Annotated in this window: 15 protein-coding genes; 3 read left to right on the top strand and 12 right to left on the bottom strand. The window is 37.2% G+C overall.

The genetic code is table 11. The features are described 5' to 3' along the window. Positions 1 to 5: 5 nt before the first annotated feature. The 6 genes from coaE to MUB18_RS12365 form a co-directional block, all read right to left on the bottom strand. A complete protein-coding gene (gene coaE, locus MUB18_RS12390) occupies positions 6 to 587 on the bottom strand; it encodes a dephospho-CoA kinase (RefSeq protein WP_248753290.1) in 582 nt (193 codons plus the stop codon). Position 588: 1 nt separating this feature from the next. After that, complete coding sequence (locus MUB18_RS12385) at positions 589 to 1,539, bottom strand: hypothetical protein (protein WP_248753289.1); 951 nt, start codon at positions 1,537 to 1,539, stop codon at positions 589 to 591. Positions 1,540 to 1,658: 119 nt separating this feature from the next. Next, the gene (yajC, locus tag MUB18_RS12380; protein WP_045755837.1) at positions 1,659 to 1,970 is read right to left on the bottom strand and encodes a preprotein translocase subunit YajC; all 312 of its coding nucleotides are present in this window, start codon (positions 1,968 to 1,970) and stop codon (positions 1,659 to 1,661) included. A 22-nt stretch (positions 1,971 to 1,992) separates the two neighbouring features. Then, entirely contained in the window at positions 1,993 to 2,460 is a 468-nt protein-coding gene (locus MUB18_RS12375) for a DUF1573 domain-containing protein (protein WP_248753288.1), read from the bottom strand. A gap of 10 nt (positions 2,461 to 2,470) precedes the next feature. Further along, positions 2,471 to 3,418 (bottom strand): transcription antitermination factor NusB, encoded by a 948-nt coding sequence (gene nusB / locus MUB18_RS12370; protein ID WP_045755835.1) that lies wholly within the window; start codon positions 3,416 to 3,418, stop codon positions 2,471 to 2,473. Between the two features lie 52 nt (positions 3,419 to 3,470). Continuing rightward, complete coding sequence (locus tag MUB18_RS12365; protein ID WP_094773338.1) at positions 3,471 to 4,544, bottom strand: Glu/Leu/Phe/Val family dehydrogenase; 1,074 nt, start codon at positions 4,542 to 4,544, stop codon at positions 3,471 to 3,473. Between the two features lie 172 nt (positions 4,545 to 4,716). On the opposite strand from MUB18_RS12365, the gene MUB18_RS12360 reads away from it, so the two are divergent. Next, the gene (locus tag MUB18_RS12360; RefSeq protein WP_094773337.1) at positions 4,717 to 6,492 is read left to right on the top strand and encodes an ABC transporter ATP-binding protein; all 1,776 of its coding nucleotides are present in this window, start codon (positions 4,717 to 4,719) and stop codon (positions 6,490 to 6,492) included. Positions 6,493 to 6,682: 190 nt separating this feature from the next. Here the strand turns inward: MUB18_RS12360 and MUB18_RS12355 are convergent, their stop codons facing one another. From MUB18_RS12355 to MUB18_RS12345, 3 genes are all read right to left on the bottom strand, one after another. Beyond that, positions 6,683 to 7,483, bottom strand: coding sequence for a zinc-dependent peptidase (locus MUB18_RS12355; RefSeq protein WP_094773404.1), 801 nt, complete (start codon positions 7,481 to 7,483; stop codon positions 6,683 to 6,685). A 5-nt stretch (positions 7,484 to 7,488) separates the two neighbouring features. Further along, on the bottom strand, positions 7,489 to 8,244 hold the full coding sequence (locus MUB18_RS12350; RefSeq protein WP_045755832.1) for a hypothetical protein: 756 nt from the start codon (positions 8,242 to 8,244) through the stop codon (positions 7,489 to 7,491). Positions 8,245 to 8,369: 125 nt separating this feature from the next. After that, positions 8,370 to 8,840, bottom strand: coding sequence for a Dps family protein (locus tag MUB18_RS12345; protein ID WP_248753287.1), 471 nt, complete (start codon positions 8,838 to 8,840; stop codon positions 8,370 to 8,372). Positions 8,841 to 8,984: 144 nt separating this feature from the next. Between MUB18_RS12345 and MUB18_RS12340 the strand changes: the two genes are divergently transcribed. Then, a complete protein-coding gene (locus MUB18_RS12340) occupies positions 8,985 to 10,694 on the top strand; it encodes an RluA family pseudouridine synthase (protein WP_248753286.1) in 1,710 nt (569 codons plus the stop codon). 313 nt (positions 10,695 to 11,007) lie between these two features. Beyond that, positions 11,008 to 13,599 (top strand): DUF5686 and carboxypeptidase-like regulatory domain-containing protein, encoded by a 2,592-nt coding sequence (locus MUB18_RS12335; protein WP_094773335.1) that lies wholly within the window; start codon positions 11,008 to 11,010, stop codon positions 13,597 to 13,599. 51 nt (positions 13,600 to 13,650) lie between these two features. Here MUB18_RS12335 and MUB18_RS12330 read toward each other — a convergent pair whose 3' ends face one another. The 3 genes from MUB18_RS12330 to MUB18_RS12325 all read right to left on the bottom strand — a co-directional run bounded on the left by MUB18_RS12330 (position 13,651) and on the right by MUB18_RS12325 (position 17,295). Further along, on the bottom strand, positions 13,651 to 14,286 hold the full coding sequence (locus MUB18_RS12330) for a hypothetical protein (protein ID WP_045755829.1): 636 nt from the start codon (positions 14,284 to 14,286) through the stop codon (positions 13,651 to 13,653). A gap of 89 nt (positions 14,287 to 14,375) precedes the next feature. Then, a complete protein-coding gene (locus tag MUB18_RS21915) occupies positions 14,376 to 15,140 on the bottom strand; it encodes a hypothetical protein (RefSeq protein ID WP_317233163.1) in 765 nt (254 codons plus the stop codon). Further along, positions 15,124 to 17,295, bottom strand: a complete 2,172-nt coding sequence (locus MUB18_RS12325) for an FAD-binding and (Fe-S)-binding domain-containing protein (RefSeq protein ID WP_317233162.1) — start codon at positions 17,293 to 17,295, stop codon at positions 15,124 to 15,126. Before MUB18_RS12325 ends, MUB18_RS21915 begins: the two co-directional genes overlap by 17 nt. Positions 17,296 to 17,320: the final 25 nt, after the last annotated feature.

Below are 17,320 nucleotides of genomic sequence, written 5' to 3'. Positions count from 1 at the left end.
AAAAACTATTTCTGAAATCGATGGTGTAATGCCATCACTTGTGGAATTAATGCTTCTATTCCATCGTTAATAATCACAAAATCGGCTAATTTGGCCTTTTCTTCATCAGGTAGCTGATTGTTCATTCGTGCCAGCACCTGTTCTCTTGTGACTTGGTCTCTTGCCATGACTCGCGCTATACGTATTTCGACCGGAGCTGTCACCAAAATCGTATAATCCAATTTTTTGTACGATCCACTTTCAAATAGGATGGAAGCCTCTTTTAATGAATAAGACGCTGTTTGGGCATCAGCCCAATCTTCTGCAGCTTGTATCACTGCGGGATGGACAATCGCGTTTAGTTTGGCCAATTGGTCAGCATCATTAAAGACTTGAGCAGCTAGAAATTCCCTATTCAATATCCCATTTTGATACGTCTGATCACCAAATGTGGCTATAATTGCTTGTCGAACCTGATCGCTCTTATTCATGATCAACTTTGCCTCTAGATCGGCATTGTAAATTGGTACGCCTAAAACTTTAAAAATATCACATACGATTGTTTTTCCAGACCCAATACCACCTGCTATTCCTACTTTAATTCCCATATTATTTACGCACAAAAAAATCAACATTTTGAGGCTCTACTCTTAGAATAGAACAAAAATCTGGCACCTTGGTCAAGATAACAGGTAAATATTTCACCTTAGCTCCTTCCCAATCATTGATATCGACCACAGCTTCAAAATCTCTTGCTGTATAATTATTATAGTCTTTGACAGACATGAGTACCGTAATGGCAACTTTACTTGGCATTGTTCTTACGGACTTAAAATGTGTATTATTTTCAACCTTCAGAGGCAATTCAATAATTTTTTCGGTCAGTTCACCCACCGGCATCAACACCTCCACAGAGGTCGGGTAGACATTGATATTTGCCTTTTGGTTCTTATTGAGATAAGCTACCGTGCGGAGATCAGAGAATACGTCCTTTCCTCTAATGGTATCCGTCTCCCAATATTCTATATTGGCAACATCTTCATAGGGTCCTGATATCGTGACATATTTGGGACTGACAAGAGTTTCATCGATAAATCCATATTGCTTTCTAAATTGAATATCTGCCATCGCTTTTACGGGAACCTTACGCTGCGTCTGCTTTGAAAAGTCAAAGTATAAGGTATCTGGACTGACGGAAACCACTAATTGTTCATGGGGGAATTGACGATTGATAAAGCCGATCTGGTTGGACAGCACAATCCAATTCTTATTCTTCAGGCCACTGATATCCACATGTACTGTTGGAACTTCAGATTTGACTTTAGAGAACAGCACCTGCCATCCCGTCATTTTCAACTTGATGTTGACCGTATCAGATTGTTGTGGATGAAAGGCACGTTTTTCAGGCAAGTTGACGTATTCTATTCCTGCTTTTACAGTAATGGTATATTCATTTGAAATTGAAAATAATAGCCAAGCAAATAAGGAAATAAGAACACACCGTGTAAATGTGATCAATTTTCTTTTCTGTGATTTACTGATGCGAATAATACTTGCCATATACAAACTTAATCATTTTGCCTTTCATATCCTGACGAAATAAATTGCAAATTGAAGCTCCTTAAATAAAGAAGCCGATCCTATTTTAATAAGATCGGCTTCCTTCAATTTCTATTGTATTATGCTTTAGCGTTCAATGCTTTTGAAGCATCTAATGCAACTGCTGACTTGTCAAAACGAATTTTAACACCAGAACCTACATCTACTAAAAATGTTGTTTCCGAAACCTCAACAATACGACCGTGAATACCCGCATTTGTGACGATTTGAGAATTAACACCTAATTCTTCAATATATTTCTTATGATCTTTTTGTTTCTTCATTTGAGGTCTAATCATAAAGAAATAAAAAACAACCACGATAAGTACCATCGGTAAGAAACTCATTAAACTACTTCCTGAGCCCGCTGCCTGTAAAAAAACTGTATTCATATGTTATCTGTTTTATATTTAATTATTTAGCCGCCAATACTTCGCCTTTTAATTGAACTGTTGTCAGTCCATTTGAAGCATTAGAGTGAATGGTTATGATTTTCTGTTGCTTGCCTACCTGACCTTCACTTTTGAAAGTGACTTTAATGTCTGATGTTTTACCCGGAAGAACAGGGTTTTTTGAAAACTCGGGCTGCGTACATCCACATGAAGCTCTTACCTCTGAAATGATCAAAGGTGCATTGCCCGTATTAGTCAGGGTGAAAACATGCGTTACCTCTTCCCCTTCTTTGATCTGTCCAAACTCATGTACAGGTTCAGCAAATTCAATTGTTCCAATCGCAGCTGCAGCAGCTTCACGATTGGCAGCAGTATCTTCTGTCGTAACTGTTGGTTCTGCTGTTGTCTTTTCACTTTTAGTGTTGGAGCCACATGAACTCAACGTACAAATGCCTAATGCTAAAAGAAGTGAATAGTTCAATTTTTTCATAAATATCTTTCTAATTATTCAATCCACGACCTTGTTTTTGAATACGGCCATCTTGATTTAAATCACTTAAAATTTTATCTAAAATACCATTAATAAAGGTATTACTCTTAAGTGTACTGAAAACCTTTGAAATTTCAATATATTCATTAATCGTAACCTTTACTGGAATAGAAGGGAAATTCACCAATTCGCAAATAGCCATGCGCATCAATAGCGTATCAATTAAAGCGATACGGTCTGATTCCCAGTTTTTTGTCTTTTCGGTAATCATTTTTTGATATTCATTTGTGTTTCGGATTGTTTTTGCAATCAGATTCAAGATGAAATCTTTATCATCATACCAATTTTGTGTCAGCTCTGCTAGCTTATTTTGTCTAGGCTCTTCGGAGCTAAAATTTTTGAATGTTTTGGCAATCAACGCTTGCAAAACTTCTTTATCGACTGTCCAGTTGATAAATTTTTCTTCAAAAACCTGCTCGATAACCGGAGATTTCAAAATTATTTTTTTGAAAATAAATTTAATGATATCTTTTTCAACAGCGATTGAACGATCTGACGACTGCATATAATAAGCATAGTCTTCAGAATGTTTCAACTGAGCAAATACTGTACGAACAATTTCAGGATCAAAGTTCCAAGAAACACCGTATTTCTTTACTCCTTCTGCGTACTGTGGGTTTTGTCTTAAAGATTCGATAAACGTATTGCTACTTAGTTTTGTGTTATGCGATAAATCTTTTTCCGTTGGCAAAAATTTATTTGCACGACCTTCTGCATCTATTAATGCGTAATCAGCCACTTCATCTAGCAGATTTAATGTCCAAATGTACATTTCGTACACTTCATCCACATTTTGCAATAATGCCTTTTCAAAGGCTTTGATATCTTTATCTTCAGATAAACTGTACGCATAAAGCGTTTGCACTACTTTGACCCTTAGGTGTCTTCTATTTAACATAGTATTTTAAAGAACGATTTGTATATAAGAACGATTGTTTTTTTTGTTTTCTCTATCTTTTGAGTTTTCGAATGTCAAAGATACGCTTTTCTGCGATTTGATTAGCAGCTTGGAATGAAGAAATATTTTCTTGCTTTGATTTTTGGAATACTTCGCGTGTTGCGTTGTAAATATTTTTGATGACAAATTCGGTATGATCAGCACCATATCCCTGTATTTCGGAATAACAGCTGACCAATGCTCCAGCGTTGATTAAATAATCTGGTGCATATAAAATGCCTCTTTCATGGAGAATATTACTTGTGATCAATTCTTCTTTCAATTGATTATTGGCAGCGCCTGCAATAATTTTGCATTGCATTTTAGCAGCGGTCTCGGGATTAACAGTACCTCCAAGTGCACATGGAGCATAGACATCACAATCAAAATCAAAAACTTTGTCAAATGCGATGGTCTCCACTTTATATTTAGCCGCAGTTTTTAACATTCGGTCTTCGGTAATATCACTCACATAGACACGTGAATTTTCGTCCCGCAACATCTCAATCAGACGCTCACCTACACTTCCAATGCCATGTACGATTACTTTGCGTCCTGCTAAACTATCGGAGCCATATAATTCTTTTAAAGAAGCTTTGATACCATAAAGTACACCTTGAGCTGCAAAAACTGAAGTATCACCACCTCCATTAATAGCTTTGGGAAGACCTGCGACGTGCGAAGTCTCAGCAAAGATATGCTCCAAATCACGTTGTCCAATACCCACATCGATCGAAGCAATGAAATTGCCACTGAGACCTTCAATAAATTGTCCGAGACGTCTTAATAATACTTCAGATTTATCGATACGGTGATTTCCCAGGATAACTGCACTTCCACCACCTAGGTTGAGACCTGTGATTGCTGATTTGTAAGTGATCGCTTTGGAAAGACGAAGAGCATCTTCGATTGCTTCTTCTGTACTGGAATAGGGCAACATTCGGACTCCGCCTATTGCTGGACCTAATGTGGTATCATGAATGGCAATAATTGCTTTCAAACCAACTACTTCATCATTACAAAAAAACAAATTCTGGTGACCAAATTGACCCAGTAATTCGAAAATTGGAGTTTGAGATGCTGACATAAAATTCTGCTTCAAGTTTTATTTATGGTAATTTGGAAACAAAAGTAGAAAATATATTTCACACTAAATTTTTCTTTCAAAATAAATACAAAACTTATGAATTGTTTGTGACAGTATAAGTTTGTAAAATACAAAATTTAATGCTGAATAAGTTTTACATTTGTATTATTATATGAAAGAGTTAGCTTATTTAAATAAATATTTTTACAAATACCGCTGGAAGTTGGTTCCAGGTGTTATTTTCGTTATCATCTCCAATTATTTTGGTATTCTTCCTGCTAAGGTAATACGCGAAGCCTTTGATTTAGTACAGGAGAACATTTATTTATATAAACTCTACAGTGGATTTGAAAGACAGGAGCTGATATACAAGGTTTTTGGATCGAGTTTACTTTTCTTCGGTGGAGTGGTCTTACTCCTATCCTTATTACGCGGCATTTTCCTCTTTATGATGCGTCAAACCATTATCTTGACTTCCAGACATATCGAGTATGATCTAAAAAATGAAATCTACCGCCATTACCAGAAGCTCGATTTTGCTTTTTTTAGAAGAAATAATACCGGCGACCTCATGAGCAGAGCGACAGAGGATGTCAATCAGGTACGCAATTATTTAGGCCCCGCGATCATGTATGCGATCAATACGGTTGTTCTTTCTATCATGGTCATCTATGCCATGTACGATGTCAATGCTCGCCTAGCAACATATGCGCTCATCCCGATCCCGATTCTCTCTGTTGTGATCTTGTTTGTCAATAAAATTATTAACAAAAGGAGTGAAAAAATTCAAAAACAATTGGCTCGTCTTGCTTCGTTTGTGCAGGAAAACTTTGCCGGTATCAGGGTGATCAAGACCTACAATCGAGAAAAATATAAAATGGATGCTTTTGAAGACGAGAGCACCATCTATCGCAATACAGCACTGTCGCTGGTAAAGGTGCAAGCTGTTTTTTTTCCTTTGATCTTATTGCTTATAGGTCTAAGTACCATTATCACCATTTATGTGGGTGGCTTGGAAGTCGCGAAAGGTACCATCACAGCTGGAAATATCGCCGAGTTTATTATCTATGTCAATCAATTGACTTTCCCTGCCATGTCTCTGGCTTGGGTTACTTCTTTGGTACAGCGGGCTTCGGCTTCGCAAAAGCGAATCAATGAATTTTTGAATACCAACTCACCCATTATCAATGGCACGACGAAAAAAACACTCAGCGGAGACCTTAAAGTCGAACATATATCATTCACCTATCCTGAAACAGGTATTCAGGCGATCAAAGATCTATCGTTTCATATCCCTGCAGGTCAAACCTTAGCAATCATTGGTAAAACGGGCTCCGGCAAATCGACTTTAGCCAACTTATTGTTGAGGATGTTTGATATTGAAAAAGGCAGTATCAAGTATGATGATGTATCCATTAAGGACTTAGATTATCAAGATCTGAGACAGCAAACGGGGTTTGTACCTCAGGAGGTCTTTTTATTTTCCGACACGATTAGTAATAATATCGCATTTGGACTGGATCATTTTACACAGCAACAAGTTGAGCAAGCGGCGAAGGATGCTGCTGTGTACGAGAATATAATAGGCTTTGATCAAGGTTTTGAAACTTCTGTTGGCGAACGTGGTATTACCTTATCTGGTGGTCAGAAACAGCGGGTGTCTATCGCGCGTGCTTTAATTAAAGAACCTAAAATCTTAATATTCGACGATTGTTTATCAGCCGTCGATACCAAGACTGAAGAACAGATACTCACATCGCTAAGCCGTATCATGAAGGGCAAGACCTGTGTTTTTATCGCGCATCGTGTATCCACAATCAAGAATGCGGATAAAATCATCGTCTTAGATCAGGGAAAAATTGCGGAAGAAGGATCACATGAAGAACTGATGAACTTAAAAGGTCAATATTTTGAATTGCATGAAAAGCAACTTCTGGAAGCAATTTAAGCGCTTCTAAAGTGGTTTTTGCTCAGGCAATTGGACCATAAAAAACGCCCTTCCATATCATGTTGAAGGGCGTTTTATTTTTTAATACCTGATGTTCACCGAAGGAAAAGACAGTCAATTACCCACAGGCTACAGATGCTCAGCAACTTTACAATTACATGTGCACATAAAGCGTAGGTAAGCTCGTCATTTACATGGATGAATCAAAACTTAAGTCCTGCTTAAAAATAGTGCTCAATGCCTTATAAAGTTCAGGATGATGGCTTTTTAAACGATCTGGGTTCTCAAAAAAATACTCCGAAACCACAGCAAAAAATTCAGCTCGATTGGTAATACCATATGGATTGATATCCGATTTGCCATCTTGGATTTTCAAAATTTCTTTTCGTATCATTTCCAACCACGCTAAGGTATAAGTATGATCAACTAAAAATTCGGGTAGACCATCCACCTCACCATCTGTCTTATCCAACAAATGAACGAATTCATGGATAGCGGTATTTTGCCCATCTTTTGTATTAAGAAAACCTGCTTCCAGTGCTGCCTTGGATAAAATCATTTGACCATTCATAGAACCCTCTCCCACCATACCTAAAATTCTTCTTTCCTCATTGCCTTCAAACTGATATTCTTGATTAAAGGTATTGGGATAGAGCAGCACAGTCGTTAGATTGGCATACTCCCATTTCTTAAATGCAAAAACAGGTATGATCGCACTCGCGGCAACTAACATATAATCTTTTAATGAAACTTCGACACCCACACCTTCAACACTAACCTGATCTAAAAAACGTAAACAGCGTTCTTCAAATTCGATTTTATCCGCATCATCGAGATGTTGATAGTATTGTACTTCTTTCAATAAAATAGCTTTTCCCTCTTTACTTAAAACTCGTCTGATGGCTTTACTATTTTTGTGCGTTTTATTTAACAAATAATAAACTAGATAAATAACAGCTGGTACCAATATGATGATAAACAATTTCTCCATATATTTTATTTTACAATTTTCCAATTTGGATCACGCTCTTGCAGATGCTTTAAGAATCCTTTATAGTGCGCGGCCCCAAACATAATCAGAATTTTCTTTTGTGCAGCATCTGCAACTAAAGCTGCTAAATTTTCTTCTCTTCTTTTCATAATAAATTGACGATCAAAAATCCTTTTTAACTTTCCTTTTGCAGCTTTACAGCTGTAGGGTTCATGGAGAGGCGTCTTCCAATCGCATGGCTCCAAAACAATATCTCCGTACGTATATTCAAATTCATCGAGTAGGACATTTTTGGGTATATCGGCTACCACAGCGGTATTATAGTCTACTTTAAAAAACGAATACTCCGGTTGTTGAATGATTCTGCTTCCAAGATTTTTATACATAGGGGCCATCAATACTTTGGTTGTATCAGATGTCTTTTCATAGGTTTTGGTACTGCCGACTGTATGGCCAACTAATTTTCTAAACTTGCGATCATACAGATCCCGTTGCTGTGCACTATCCACTTGATAAGCGATACTTTCATAAAACACTACAAAACCTTGCTGTTGGAGCGAATCAACTTGACGTTGGATATAATCGTAATAATTACGCTTACCGAGATGACGCATGGGAATATAAATAATCTCCCGATCACCATTTTTCAAATGGTGTACCCGAGCAGCATTCTGCAAAACTCCCGTGGATTGTACCACTAAAGATTCGGCACAGGAAGTGAAAAGAAATAAAAAAGCGATCAGAATAAAATAGTTACGCATACACACAAAAAAACAAATTTAAATAATGAAACTACTTGAACAATTATCATGCAGTCTTTATTAGTAGGCATAAAAAAAAACAGTAACCAAATTGATTACTGTTTTTTTATATAACAGTTTGTATCCTACGACACATGTGCACGTAACATCCACGCTAGTTTTTCATGCTGCGCCAGTACGCCTACTAAAAAATCTTCAGTTGCTTGATCACCTGCTTTCTCCACCGCATCCAAGTTTCCTCTTATACTCATGATAATAGACTCATGGTCTGACAACAATTCCTTAAAAAAACCTTTACTATCTGTATGCTCATACTTTGTTTCAGTCAAGTGCGTTAATTCTAAATATTTAGCATATGATCCTACAGCATAGTGTCCGAGTTGACGGATACGCTCAGCGACTTCGTCAATAATCTCAGCTAACTGATCGTATTGAGACTCTAAAAATAAATGTGCTGCATGAAAATCTGGTCCTTCGACATTCCAATGTGCGTTTCTTGTTTTTTGATATACTACACTCTCATCAGCCAATAGATTATTCAAAATAGCGGATACTTTAGCTAAGTCTGCTTCTTTAATACCAATTTTTGCTTTCATAATGAATTATTTTACTATTTACTTTAATAATTAAAATTATCGTTATTTCATATACAATATTAATAAAATACTGGGTTAAAGTCCATGAATTAAGCATTTATATTGTCATAAAAATAACATCATTTTTGTACTTTTGCCTTTATAATGAGAACAACAATAATGATGGATAATTGTTTGAGCAAGGATATATACTTTCATGAATTTGATGAAGAGATCAATGCGATACCCTTGCCTACCCATTTCACTTTTCCTTTCTGCTACGAACCACATTTATTGGCAAAAAAGGCAAGTGAATATGTTCAGCAATATATTCTCACGCAGCAGGAATGGATCCACAACTTTGGTTTGGAACCTAAAATGGAAGGACAGGCTATTGGAAAGATGTTTGGTGTTTTAGTTGTTCAGGATCAGAATAAAAAAATTGGTTTTTTAGCTGGATTTTCGGGAAAATTGGCCGGAAAAAACGACCATCGCTATTTTGTTCCTCCGGTATTTGATATGCTGACTGAAAATTCATTTTTTCTGTTAGAAGAAGATCATTTAAATGACCTCAATAAACAAATAGCTGTATTGGAAGGGAGTGAAAAGGGCATTGAACTCAAACGTGCACTTGAGGAAACTAAAATCAACCTCGATCAGCAATTAATACAATTTAAGGAAAAGCTAAAAACTCAAAAGAAAGAAAGAAAACTTCTTCGAGATCATTCAAAATCGGTTCTATCTGCAGTCTCATACGCATTACTTGAGCAAGATCTGATTAAACAGAGCTTACGAGACAAGTATGAACTCCATGTTTTCCAGAAGCAGTATCAACTGGATATGGCTGCTGCGGAACAGCCTTTACAAGATTACATTGATACCATCGCAGATCTAAAAGAAGAACGTAGAAAACGTTCTTCTCGACTCCAAAATCAATTATTCGCCCAGTATAATTTTCTAAATGCAAATGGCGAAAGTAAAAATGTCATGGACATTTTTAAGGCTTTTAATAAGTTACAGCCACCTGCAGGATCGGGAGAATGTGCTGCCCCAAAATTACTACAATATGCTTATTTAAATCAGTATAAACCGATCGCACTTGCGGAATTCTGGTGGGGCCAATCTCCTTCGGCTGAGGTACGTAGGCATTTACACTATTACCCTGCTTGTCGAAATAAATGTGAGCCCATACTTGGATATATGCTACAGGGATTACTTGTGGATAAAAATCCAATGCTTGAAAACCCAGATGAAAATATAGCGCTTCCTATTATTTATGAAGATGAAAGTTTGGTGATCATCAACAAGCCTGAGGAGTTCTTATCCGTCCCGGGTATCCATGTCCAAGATTCGGTCTACACCCGCATGATCAAAAAATATCCAGATGCTGGACCGTTAATCGTGCATCGACTGGATATGTCGACATCGGGAATTCTTGTTTTAGCAAAAAATAAAGAGGCGCATAAGATCATACAAAGCCAGTTTATCAACCACACCATCGTCAAACAATATATTGCCTTACTAGACGGCATTATCACCGAAGATGCTGGTATGATATCATTGCCTATACGCGTAGATTTAGACGATAGGCCCCGGCAGCTAGTCTGCTATGAACATGGAAAAAAAGCAGTTACAAGATGGGAGAAAATTGCTGTTGTAGCCGGCAAAACAAAGGTGCGGTATTTTCCGCTCACAGGACGTACGCATCAGCTCCGCCTCCACTCTGCACACCCCAGCGGTATGAATTGCCCCATCGTAGGGGATGATCTTTATGGTCAAAAGGCGAATCGCTTGCACCTACATGCTGCATACATCGCATTCAATCATCCCGTCACGAATGAACGCATTCATTTCTACGTAGAACCAAATTTTTAAAATATCAAACAATTGAACTGACCTTTTTGTTACAATAGTCAAATAAAACAGATATATTCATCTTTAAATTCATCATAAAGAAGTAAAATTACAGTCAATTTATTCTGACAATAAAACAAATTGACTGAATTTCAATTCGTTAGAAAGTTATCTGTAAAAAATAGTCTTGTTAAAAAATTGCAAATGTTTTATTAATTCTTAATTTTTTATTTCTTTTGCATACAACTTATTAGAACATTTAAGTTAAAAAGTCAGAAATTAAGATTGTGTCATAACACGTATTCATAATTTGTGATATCATTAATGTAAAATTATGGAATACCAACGGAGTACCAGCGCAATTACAAAAATACTATTTTTACTTGTTACAGTTATGTTTCTGAGTATAACTGTTGCATTAGGGCAGCTTAAAACTGTACAGGGTATTGTCAAGGATAGTAAAACGAAAGAACCTATAGCTTATGCAACAGTAGCGGTTGTTGGAGCTCCCTCTTCGCCAGGTAGTGCGATGTCTACTCAAGAATCTGGTCGCTTTACTTTAAAATTCCCAATGAGTTACACAAAAATCCGTGTATCGAGCATTGGTTACGACTATAAAGATGTATTTGTGACAAACGACGAGACGCAGCAGATTGAAATATTGATGGAAGCGCAAGACAATACGCTTGATGAGGTCGTTGTCAGAGCAAAAAAGAGAAAATATACAAATAAGGAAAATCCTGCTGTCGCCCTTATCCGCAAGGTAATCGAAAATAAAAACAAAAATAGATTGACAGGACAAGAGTTTGCACAGTATGATCAATATGAAAAAATTTCTTTAGGTCTCAGCAACTTATCTGAAAAATTTGTAAATAAAAAAATATTTAAAAATTATCAGTTCCTTTTTGAACTGGATGATTCTGCAAAAACAGCGAATAAATACTTATTGCCAGCCTTCATGGAAGAGAAACTATCAAAAGTTTACTTTCGTAAAGATCCCAAAAAGACAAAACAATATATAGTTGGTGAACAGCGCGCGCAGTTTGACCCCAAATTTATAGACAATGATGGTCTTAGTGCTTATTTCAATAAATTATACGAATCAGTTGATATTTACGATAACAATATCACGCTGGTGACTAATCAATTTTTAAGTCCTATTGCCAATTCCTCGCCGACCTTCTATAAGTTTTTTATCACGGATACGATCAAAACGCAACAGCCTTGGTTAGTCGAGCTTAGTTTTTTCCCTAGGAATAAAGCTGATATGCTGTTCAAAGGACAACTGTATATCACCTTAGATGGCAATTATGCTGTGCAAGGAGCTAATATGACTGTCGCAGATGATATCAACCTAAACTTTGTTCGAGATATGAATATTGAGCTTAAGTTTGATCAAGATGAAAGCAAAAGATTTTATTTGAGCCAAAGTACATTGGGCATTGACTTTTCCTTAACAGATAAAGGAACAGGTATACGCGGTAATCGGACGGTGAATTATAAAAATTACAAAACAGGAATCGCACAGCCCGATAGTATTTATAGCGGTCCAGAAACGGTAATTGCCTATAATATATCCGACGGAAAGGGTACACGCAAATTATTTGATGCGCAACGCCAGATACCTTTGACTAAAAATGAGCTCAATATCTATCACAATATCGACACCCTGCAACAGATTCCTTCTTTCAAAACCTTTATGGATATTGCAGCTTTAGTTTTTTCAGGATACAAACAAGCTGGACCTGTTGAGATAGGACCTGTGAATACATTCTATAGTTTCAATCCGGTTGAGGGATTTAGACTGCGTGTCGGTGGCCGAACAACAGAATCTTTCAGTAAAAGATTTTATGCCGAATCGTATGCAGCCTATGGTTTTAAAGATGAGAAATGGAAATACTTTCTAAGTGGCACTTATGCATTCAACAATAAATCTGTCTATTCTTTTCCTCAACATTATATCAGAGCTTCTTTCCAGCGGGATACAAAGATTCCGGGGCAAGCCTTAGAATTTATTCAAGAGGACAACTTTTTGCTATCCTTTAAAAGAGGCGATAATGAAAACTATATCTATAATGATGTATATCGTATCGATTATAGAAAAGAATTTGAAAATCGTTTAAGTGTTGGATTAGGCTTCAACGCAACAAAACAATCACCAGCAGGAACATTAAGATATCAGATCATTGATCAAGATGGACAGACAAAAGTATTCAACGAGATCAACTCAACAGAGTTATCGTTAAACGTGCGCTATGCTCCTCATGAACAGTTTTATCAAGGCAAGTTATACCGTACGCCTATTTTCAATAAGTACCCGATATTCAATTTCAATTATACAGCGGGACTTAAAGATGTGTTTAAAGGGGAATACAGTTACCACAACTTTAACGTTGGTGCTTTCAAAAGATTTTATTTAAGTCAATTTGGTTATGCAGATGTAGACGTAGCAGGTACTTATATTGTTGGAAAGGGAATTCCTTTTCCATTCTTAACCATACATCGCGCCAACCAGACGTATGCTTATCAGTTGAACTCTTACAACTTAATGAACTTTTTGGAATTTGTGAGTGATCATCATGTGTCTGCAAATGTTCAATATTATATGAATGGATTCTTATTGAATAAAATTCCAGTGATTAAAAAATTGAAACTTCGTGAAGTGTTTAGTTTCAAAGCAGTTTACGGGGGGTTGCGGGATGAGAACAATCCAGATCATTCGGATCAGGTATTTGACTTCCAAAAGAATGCAAACAATGAGCAGTCATCGTATACTTTTGGAACTGAACCTTACATGGAAGCAAGTGCAGGATTATCCAATATTTTTAAAATATTGCGTGTTGATTATGTTCGAAGATTAAATTATCTAAATCATCCAGGTGCTCCTAAGTCAGGTATTAGGGCGCGTATTAAATTTGATTTCTAAAAAACAAAAAGAGGCTTTCTAAATTAGAAAGCCTCTTTTTTTTAACTTACGCTATTTACCCTGCAAAGCTGCAATAAATGGAGCGCGGAATTTAGGATCTTTTTCCTGAAACTCTACTGATTTCTTGTACGTATCAACATTAAAAAACATCTCCGCCGGCTCTCCTGATTTTTGATCTAAAAAGAGTTTAAAACTATACGTCGCTGTTTTATCAAGATCAACATTTACTTTATTGGAAGAGAATACAGTGGGTACTAATGTGGTGTTTGAAAACGAGCCTGAGGCAGGTATTTCATAGATCGTACCCAAAGCTTTAATAAAATTGTCACTTTCTGCACCTATTGAAGAAATTTTAATTTTTCCTTTTGTGAATCCTACATCATCACTGGGCTGATCATTTATAATTCCCGCAGGGATCAAATTAACGACTTCGACCTTGAATCCAACAGTATCACCCTTAAAAACACTTCGAGCAGTGTAAATACGGCTGGAGTCCGTTTTTACATCATCCACAATACGTAAGAAAAGATGCTTATTATTGGTCACAGGACCATCTATAGTAAGATCTACTATCGGAGTATTATTCTTTTTTGATTGATCACCTCCCTGTTGATTTTGATTCGTGTTACCACATGCTGTTGCAAATGCTAACGCAGACAGAACAGCAATTTGATTTATTTTTCTCATCGTTTTCAGTAATTATGTTTATCAGTAAAAATCGTTTACTAAAATTAGCGATTTTTACTGATAAACATATAAAATAGCAGGTTTGTTTTTTACTTAATTAAAGCATCATACAAAATTTCCACAGGATGATAAGAATGGCGCCCTACTCCATCTTTTATCTGGTGCCGACAAGATGTACCAGCTGCCGCAATCCAGGTATTCGTATCGGTACTGCGTATGGTAGGCAGTAGGACCAATTCTGCAACTTTCATCGAGATTTCATAATGTTCTTTTTCGTATCCAAATGAACCCGCCATACCGCAACAGCCAGAAGGGATGACCTCAACTTTATAATTCATGGGAAATGACAAGACCTTTTCGGTTGTTTCAACCAAATGAAATGCCTTTTGATAGCAATGACCATGAAGCTTGATGATCTTATTCTCAGCACTGAACTGCTCTTTATGAATACGTCCAGCCTGAATCTCTTTTAATAAGAACTCATCAAACATCAGTGCATTTTTTGCAAGTCTTGCCGCATCTTCGTATAATTCAGGTTCAACCAAAGCAAGATATTCATCTCTAAAGGTAATAATACCCGAAGGTTCTATTCCTAATAAAGGGGTCTCTTCAGTAATCAGATCTTTCAAAAAATTAATATTTTTATTCGCTATCTTTTTTGCTTCTTTGACCAATCCTTTTGAAAGATATGTCCTGCCGCTTTGAATATGCTTCGGGATGATCACTTCATACCCCAATGCGGTAAGCAATTTGTAAGCGGTCATACCAATTTCTGCATCGTTGTATTCGGTAAATTCATCAGCAAATAAATACACCTTTCGTTTTAAATGGGTATGCTCAGGTTGCTTTTTCACCCATTGTGACAATGTAGTACCAGCGACCAACGGTAGTGATCTCTTCGGGGCAAAACCAATGGTTTTTTTTTACAAGGCCCGCTAAAAAGTCATTTTTGACAACAAAGTTGTATAATGGCGCTACCAGTGATCCTAATTTCTGTGACTCTGTAAAATTTGCAATCACTCTCGCTCGAAAAGGAACACCATGTTCATCGTAATAGTGCTGCAAAAATTCAGCTTTCATCTTAGCGACATCAACACTAGAAGGGCATTCGGTTTTACAGCCTTTACAAGATAGGCACAAGTCCATGACTTCTTTTAATTCTTCATGGTCAAAACGATTGTCTTTGGTTGAGTTTGTCAAAAACTGACGCAGCATATTGGCACGTGCACGTGTCGTATCTTTTTCATCACGTGTGGCCATAAAAGAAGGACACATCGTTCCTCCCGTGATCTCTGTCTTTCGGCAGTCCCCAGAGCCAGAACATTTTTCTGCCAGACGCAGGATACTCTCCTCTTTTGAAAAATCAAAATAAGTCTTAATCTGTGTTGTATTCTTATTATTATCGTAGCGAAGATAGGTATCCATTGGTGGCGTATTCACGATTTTATGAGCATTGAATACCCCTTTAGGATCAAAAATCTCCTTCACTTCCTCGATCAGGCTGTACACTTTTTTTCCTAAAACTTTCTCAATAAATTCGCCCCTCAATCGACCGTCACCATGCTCACCACTTAAAGAACCATTGTATTTGAGAACTAGATCTGTTGTTTTCTCTAAAATGGAACGAAAAGTTTTGATACCTTCCTCTGTTTTTAGATTGACAAAAGGTTCAATATGGAGCTCCCCCGCTCCGGCATGGGCATAATAAGAGGCATGGACTCCTTCTGCAATCAATAAATCTTGAATATCGGCCACATATGCAGGTAAGTCTTCGGGAGAAACGGCACAATCTTCAATTAAATTGACGGGCTGACTATCTCCAGGAAGGTTACGGATCAAGCCCAATCCAGCTTTACGGACATCCCAAACCAAATTAGTTTGATCTCCGGTGATGTAGGGATATGCATAACCCAATTGCTTTTCCATCAACTCCGCTTTTAATGCCATCGCCTTAGCTTCCACTTCTTCTGGAGTATCTCCTCTAAACTCGACAATAAGTAGAGCTTTGGGATCACCTTCAATAAAAAAGCGATTATATTGATACGTTGGATGCCCAACCGTAAAATCCATGATGTACTTATCGACAAGTTCCGAAGCTTCGGGATGATGTGACAAAGCGATCACATTTCCTTTCATACACGCGATCATATCTTCAAAGTGAATACAAAGAAGACCTAATTCTTTAGGCGGTAATGGCAATAATTGCAGTTTAGCTTCCGTGACTATAGCGAGTGTACCTTCCGAACCGGCGAGCAATCTGCACATATTAAATGGTACCGTTTTATCAGATAGCATATCCAATGCATATCCGGTATTGCGTCTTGTGATCGAGCGTTTCGGATATCCTTGTGTTATCGCCTGTATATTTTCTTCTTCCGTCAATAAGGCATTCAGTCTACGATAGATTGATCCTTCCCTATCCTTCTGAATTAATTTCTTGAAATAAGAAGCTTCATCCAAAGCTTCAAATACGACCTCCGACTGATCGTCCAATATCACGTCTGCAGATACTAAATTTTGTCTCGTATCGCCCCATACGATAGAATGTAACCCTGAAGAATTATTGCCAATCATACCACCAATCATCGCTCTACTTGCTGTTGAAGTCTCTGGACCAAACATGAAACCAAACGGTTTGAGATAATGATTAAGATCATCACGAATCACGCCAGGCTGAACCCTCACCCACCGTTCTGCGACATTAAGTTCAAGGATCTTGTTAAAGTGTTTGGAGATATCCATAACAATACCATTTCCAACAACCTGACCAGCCAAAGAGGTGCCTGCTGTCCTTGGAATAATCGTGATGCCGTTTGCAGAAGCAAACTGGAGTAAAATTTTAATGTCTTCGGTATTTTTCGGTATCGCGACAGCTAGTGGCAATTCCTGATAGACGGACGCATCCGTAGAATAGGCAATGCGGATCGTATGGTGATATGCAGAATCATCATAGTACAAGTCTCCTGTCAAAGATTGCGATAATTGATCTAAAGAAATATTTTCCTTCACAGTTGGTATAATTTATATAAACAAA

It is taken from the genome of Sphingobacterium sp. PCS056 (assembly GCF_023273895.1).
Taxonomy (GTDB): domain Bacteria; phylum Bacteroidota; class Bacteroidia; order Sphingobacteriales; family Sphingobacteriaceae; genus Sphingobacterium.
This window is presented reverse-complemented; position numbering and strand designations above follow the sequence as displayed.

What these genes read in the sequence shown, in the direction of transcription:
- MUB18_RS12365 (WP_094773338.1), bottom strand. Translation starts at nt 4,544, where the DNA reads ATGTCAGCATCTCAAACTCCAATTTTCGAATTACTGGGTCAATTTGGT.
- yajC (WP_045755837.1), bottom strand. Translation starts at nt 1,970, where the DNA reads ATGAATACAGTTTTTTTACAGGCAGCGGGCTCAGGAAGTAGTTTAATG.
- MUB18_RS12345 (WP_248753287.1), bottom strand. Translation starts at nt 8,840, where the DNA reads ATGAAAGCAAAAATTGGTATTAAAGAAGCAGACTTAGCTAAAGTATCC.
- coaE (WP_248753290.1), bottom strand. Translation starts at nt 587, where the DNA reads ATGGGAATTAAAGTAGGAATAGCAGGTGGTATTGGGTCTGGAAAAACA.
- MUB18_RS12335 (WP_094773335.1), top strand. Translation starts at nt 11,008, where the DNA reads ATGGAATACCAACGGAGTACCAGCGCAATTACAAAAATACTATTTTTA.
- MUB18_RS12355 (WP_094773404.1), bottom strand. Translation starts at nt 7,483, where the DNA reads ATGGAGAAATTGTTTATCATCATATTGGTACCAGCTGTTATTTATCTA.
- MUB18_RS12360 (WP_094773337.1), top strand. Translation starts at nt 4,717, where the DNA reads ATGAAAGAGTTAGCTTATTTAAATAAATATTTTTACAAATACCGCTGG.
- nusB (WP_045755835.1), bottom strand. Translation starts at nt 3,418, where the DNA reads ATGTTAAATAGAAGACACCTAAGGGTCAAAGTAGTGCAAACGCTTTAT.
- MUB18_RS12385 (WP_248753289.1), bottom strand. Translation starts at nt 1,539, where the DNA reads ATGGCAAGTATTATTCGCATCAGTAAATCACAGAAAAGAAAATTGATC.
- MUB18_RS12350 (WP_045755832.1), bottom strand. Translation starts at nt 8,244, where the DNA reads ATGCGTAACTATTTTATTCTGATCGCTTTTTTATTTCTTTTCACTTCC.
- MUB18_RS12375 (WP_248753288.1), bottom strand. Translation starts at nt 2,460, where the DNA reads ATGAAAAAATTGAACTATTCACTTCTTTTAGCATTAGGCATTTGTACG.
- MUB18_RS12340 (WP_248753286.1), top strand. Translation starts at nt 8,985, where the DNA reads ATGAGAACAACAATAATGATGGATAATTGTTTGAGCAAGGATATATAC.
- MUB18_RS12330 (WP_045755829.1), bottom strand. Translation starts at nt 14,286, where the DNA reads ATGAGAAAAATAAATCAAATTGCTGTTCTGTCTGCGTTAGCATTTGCA.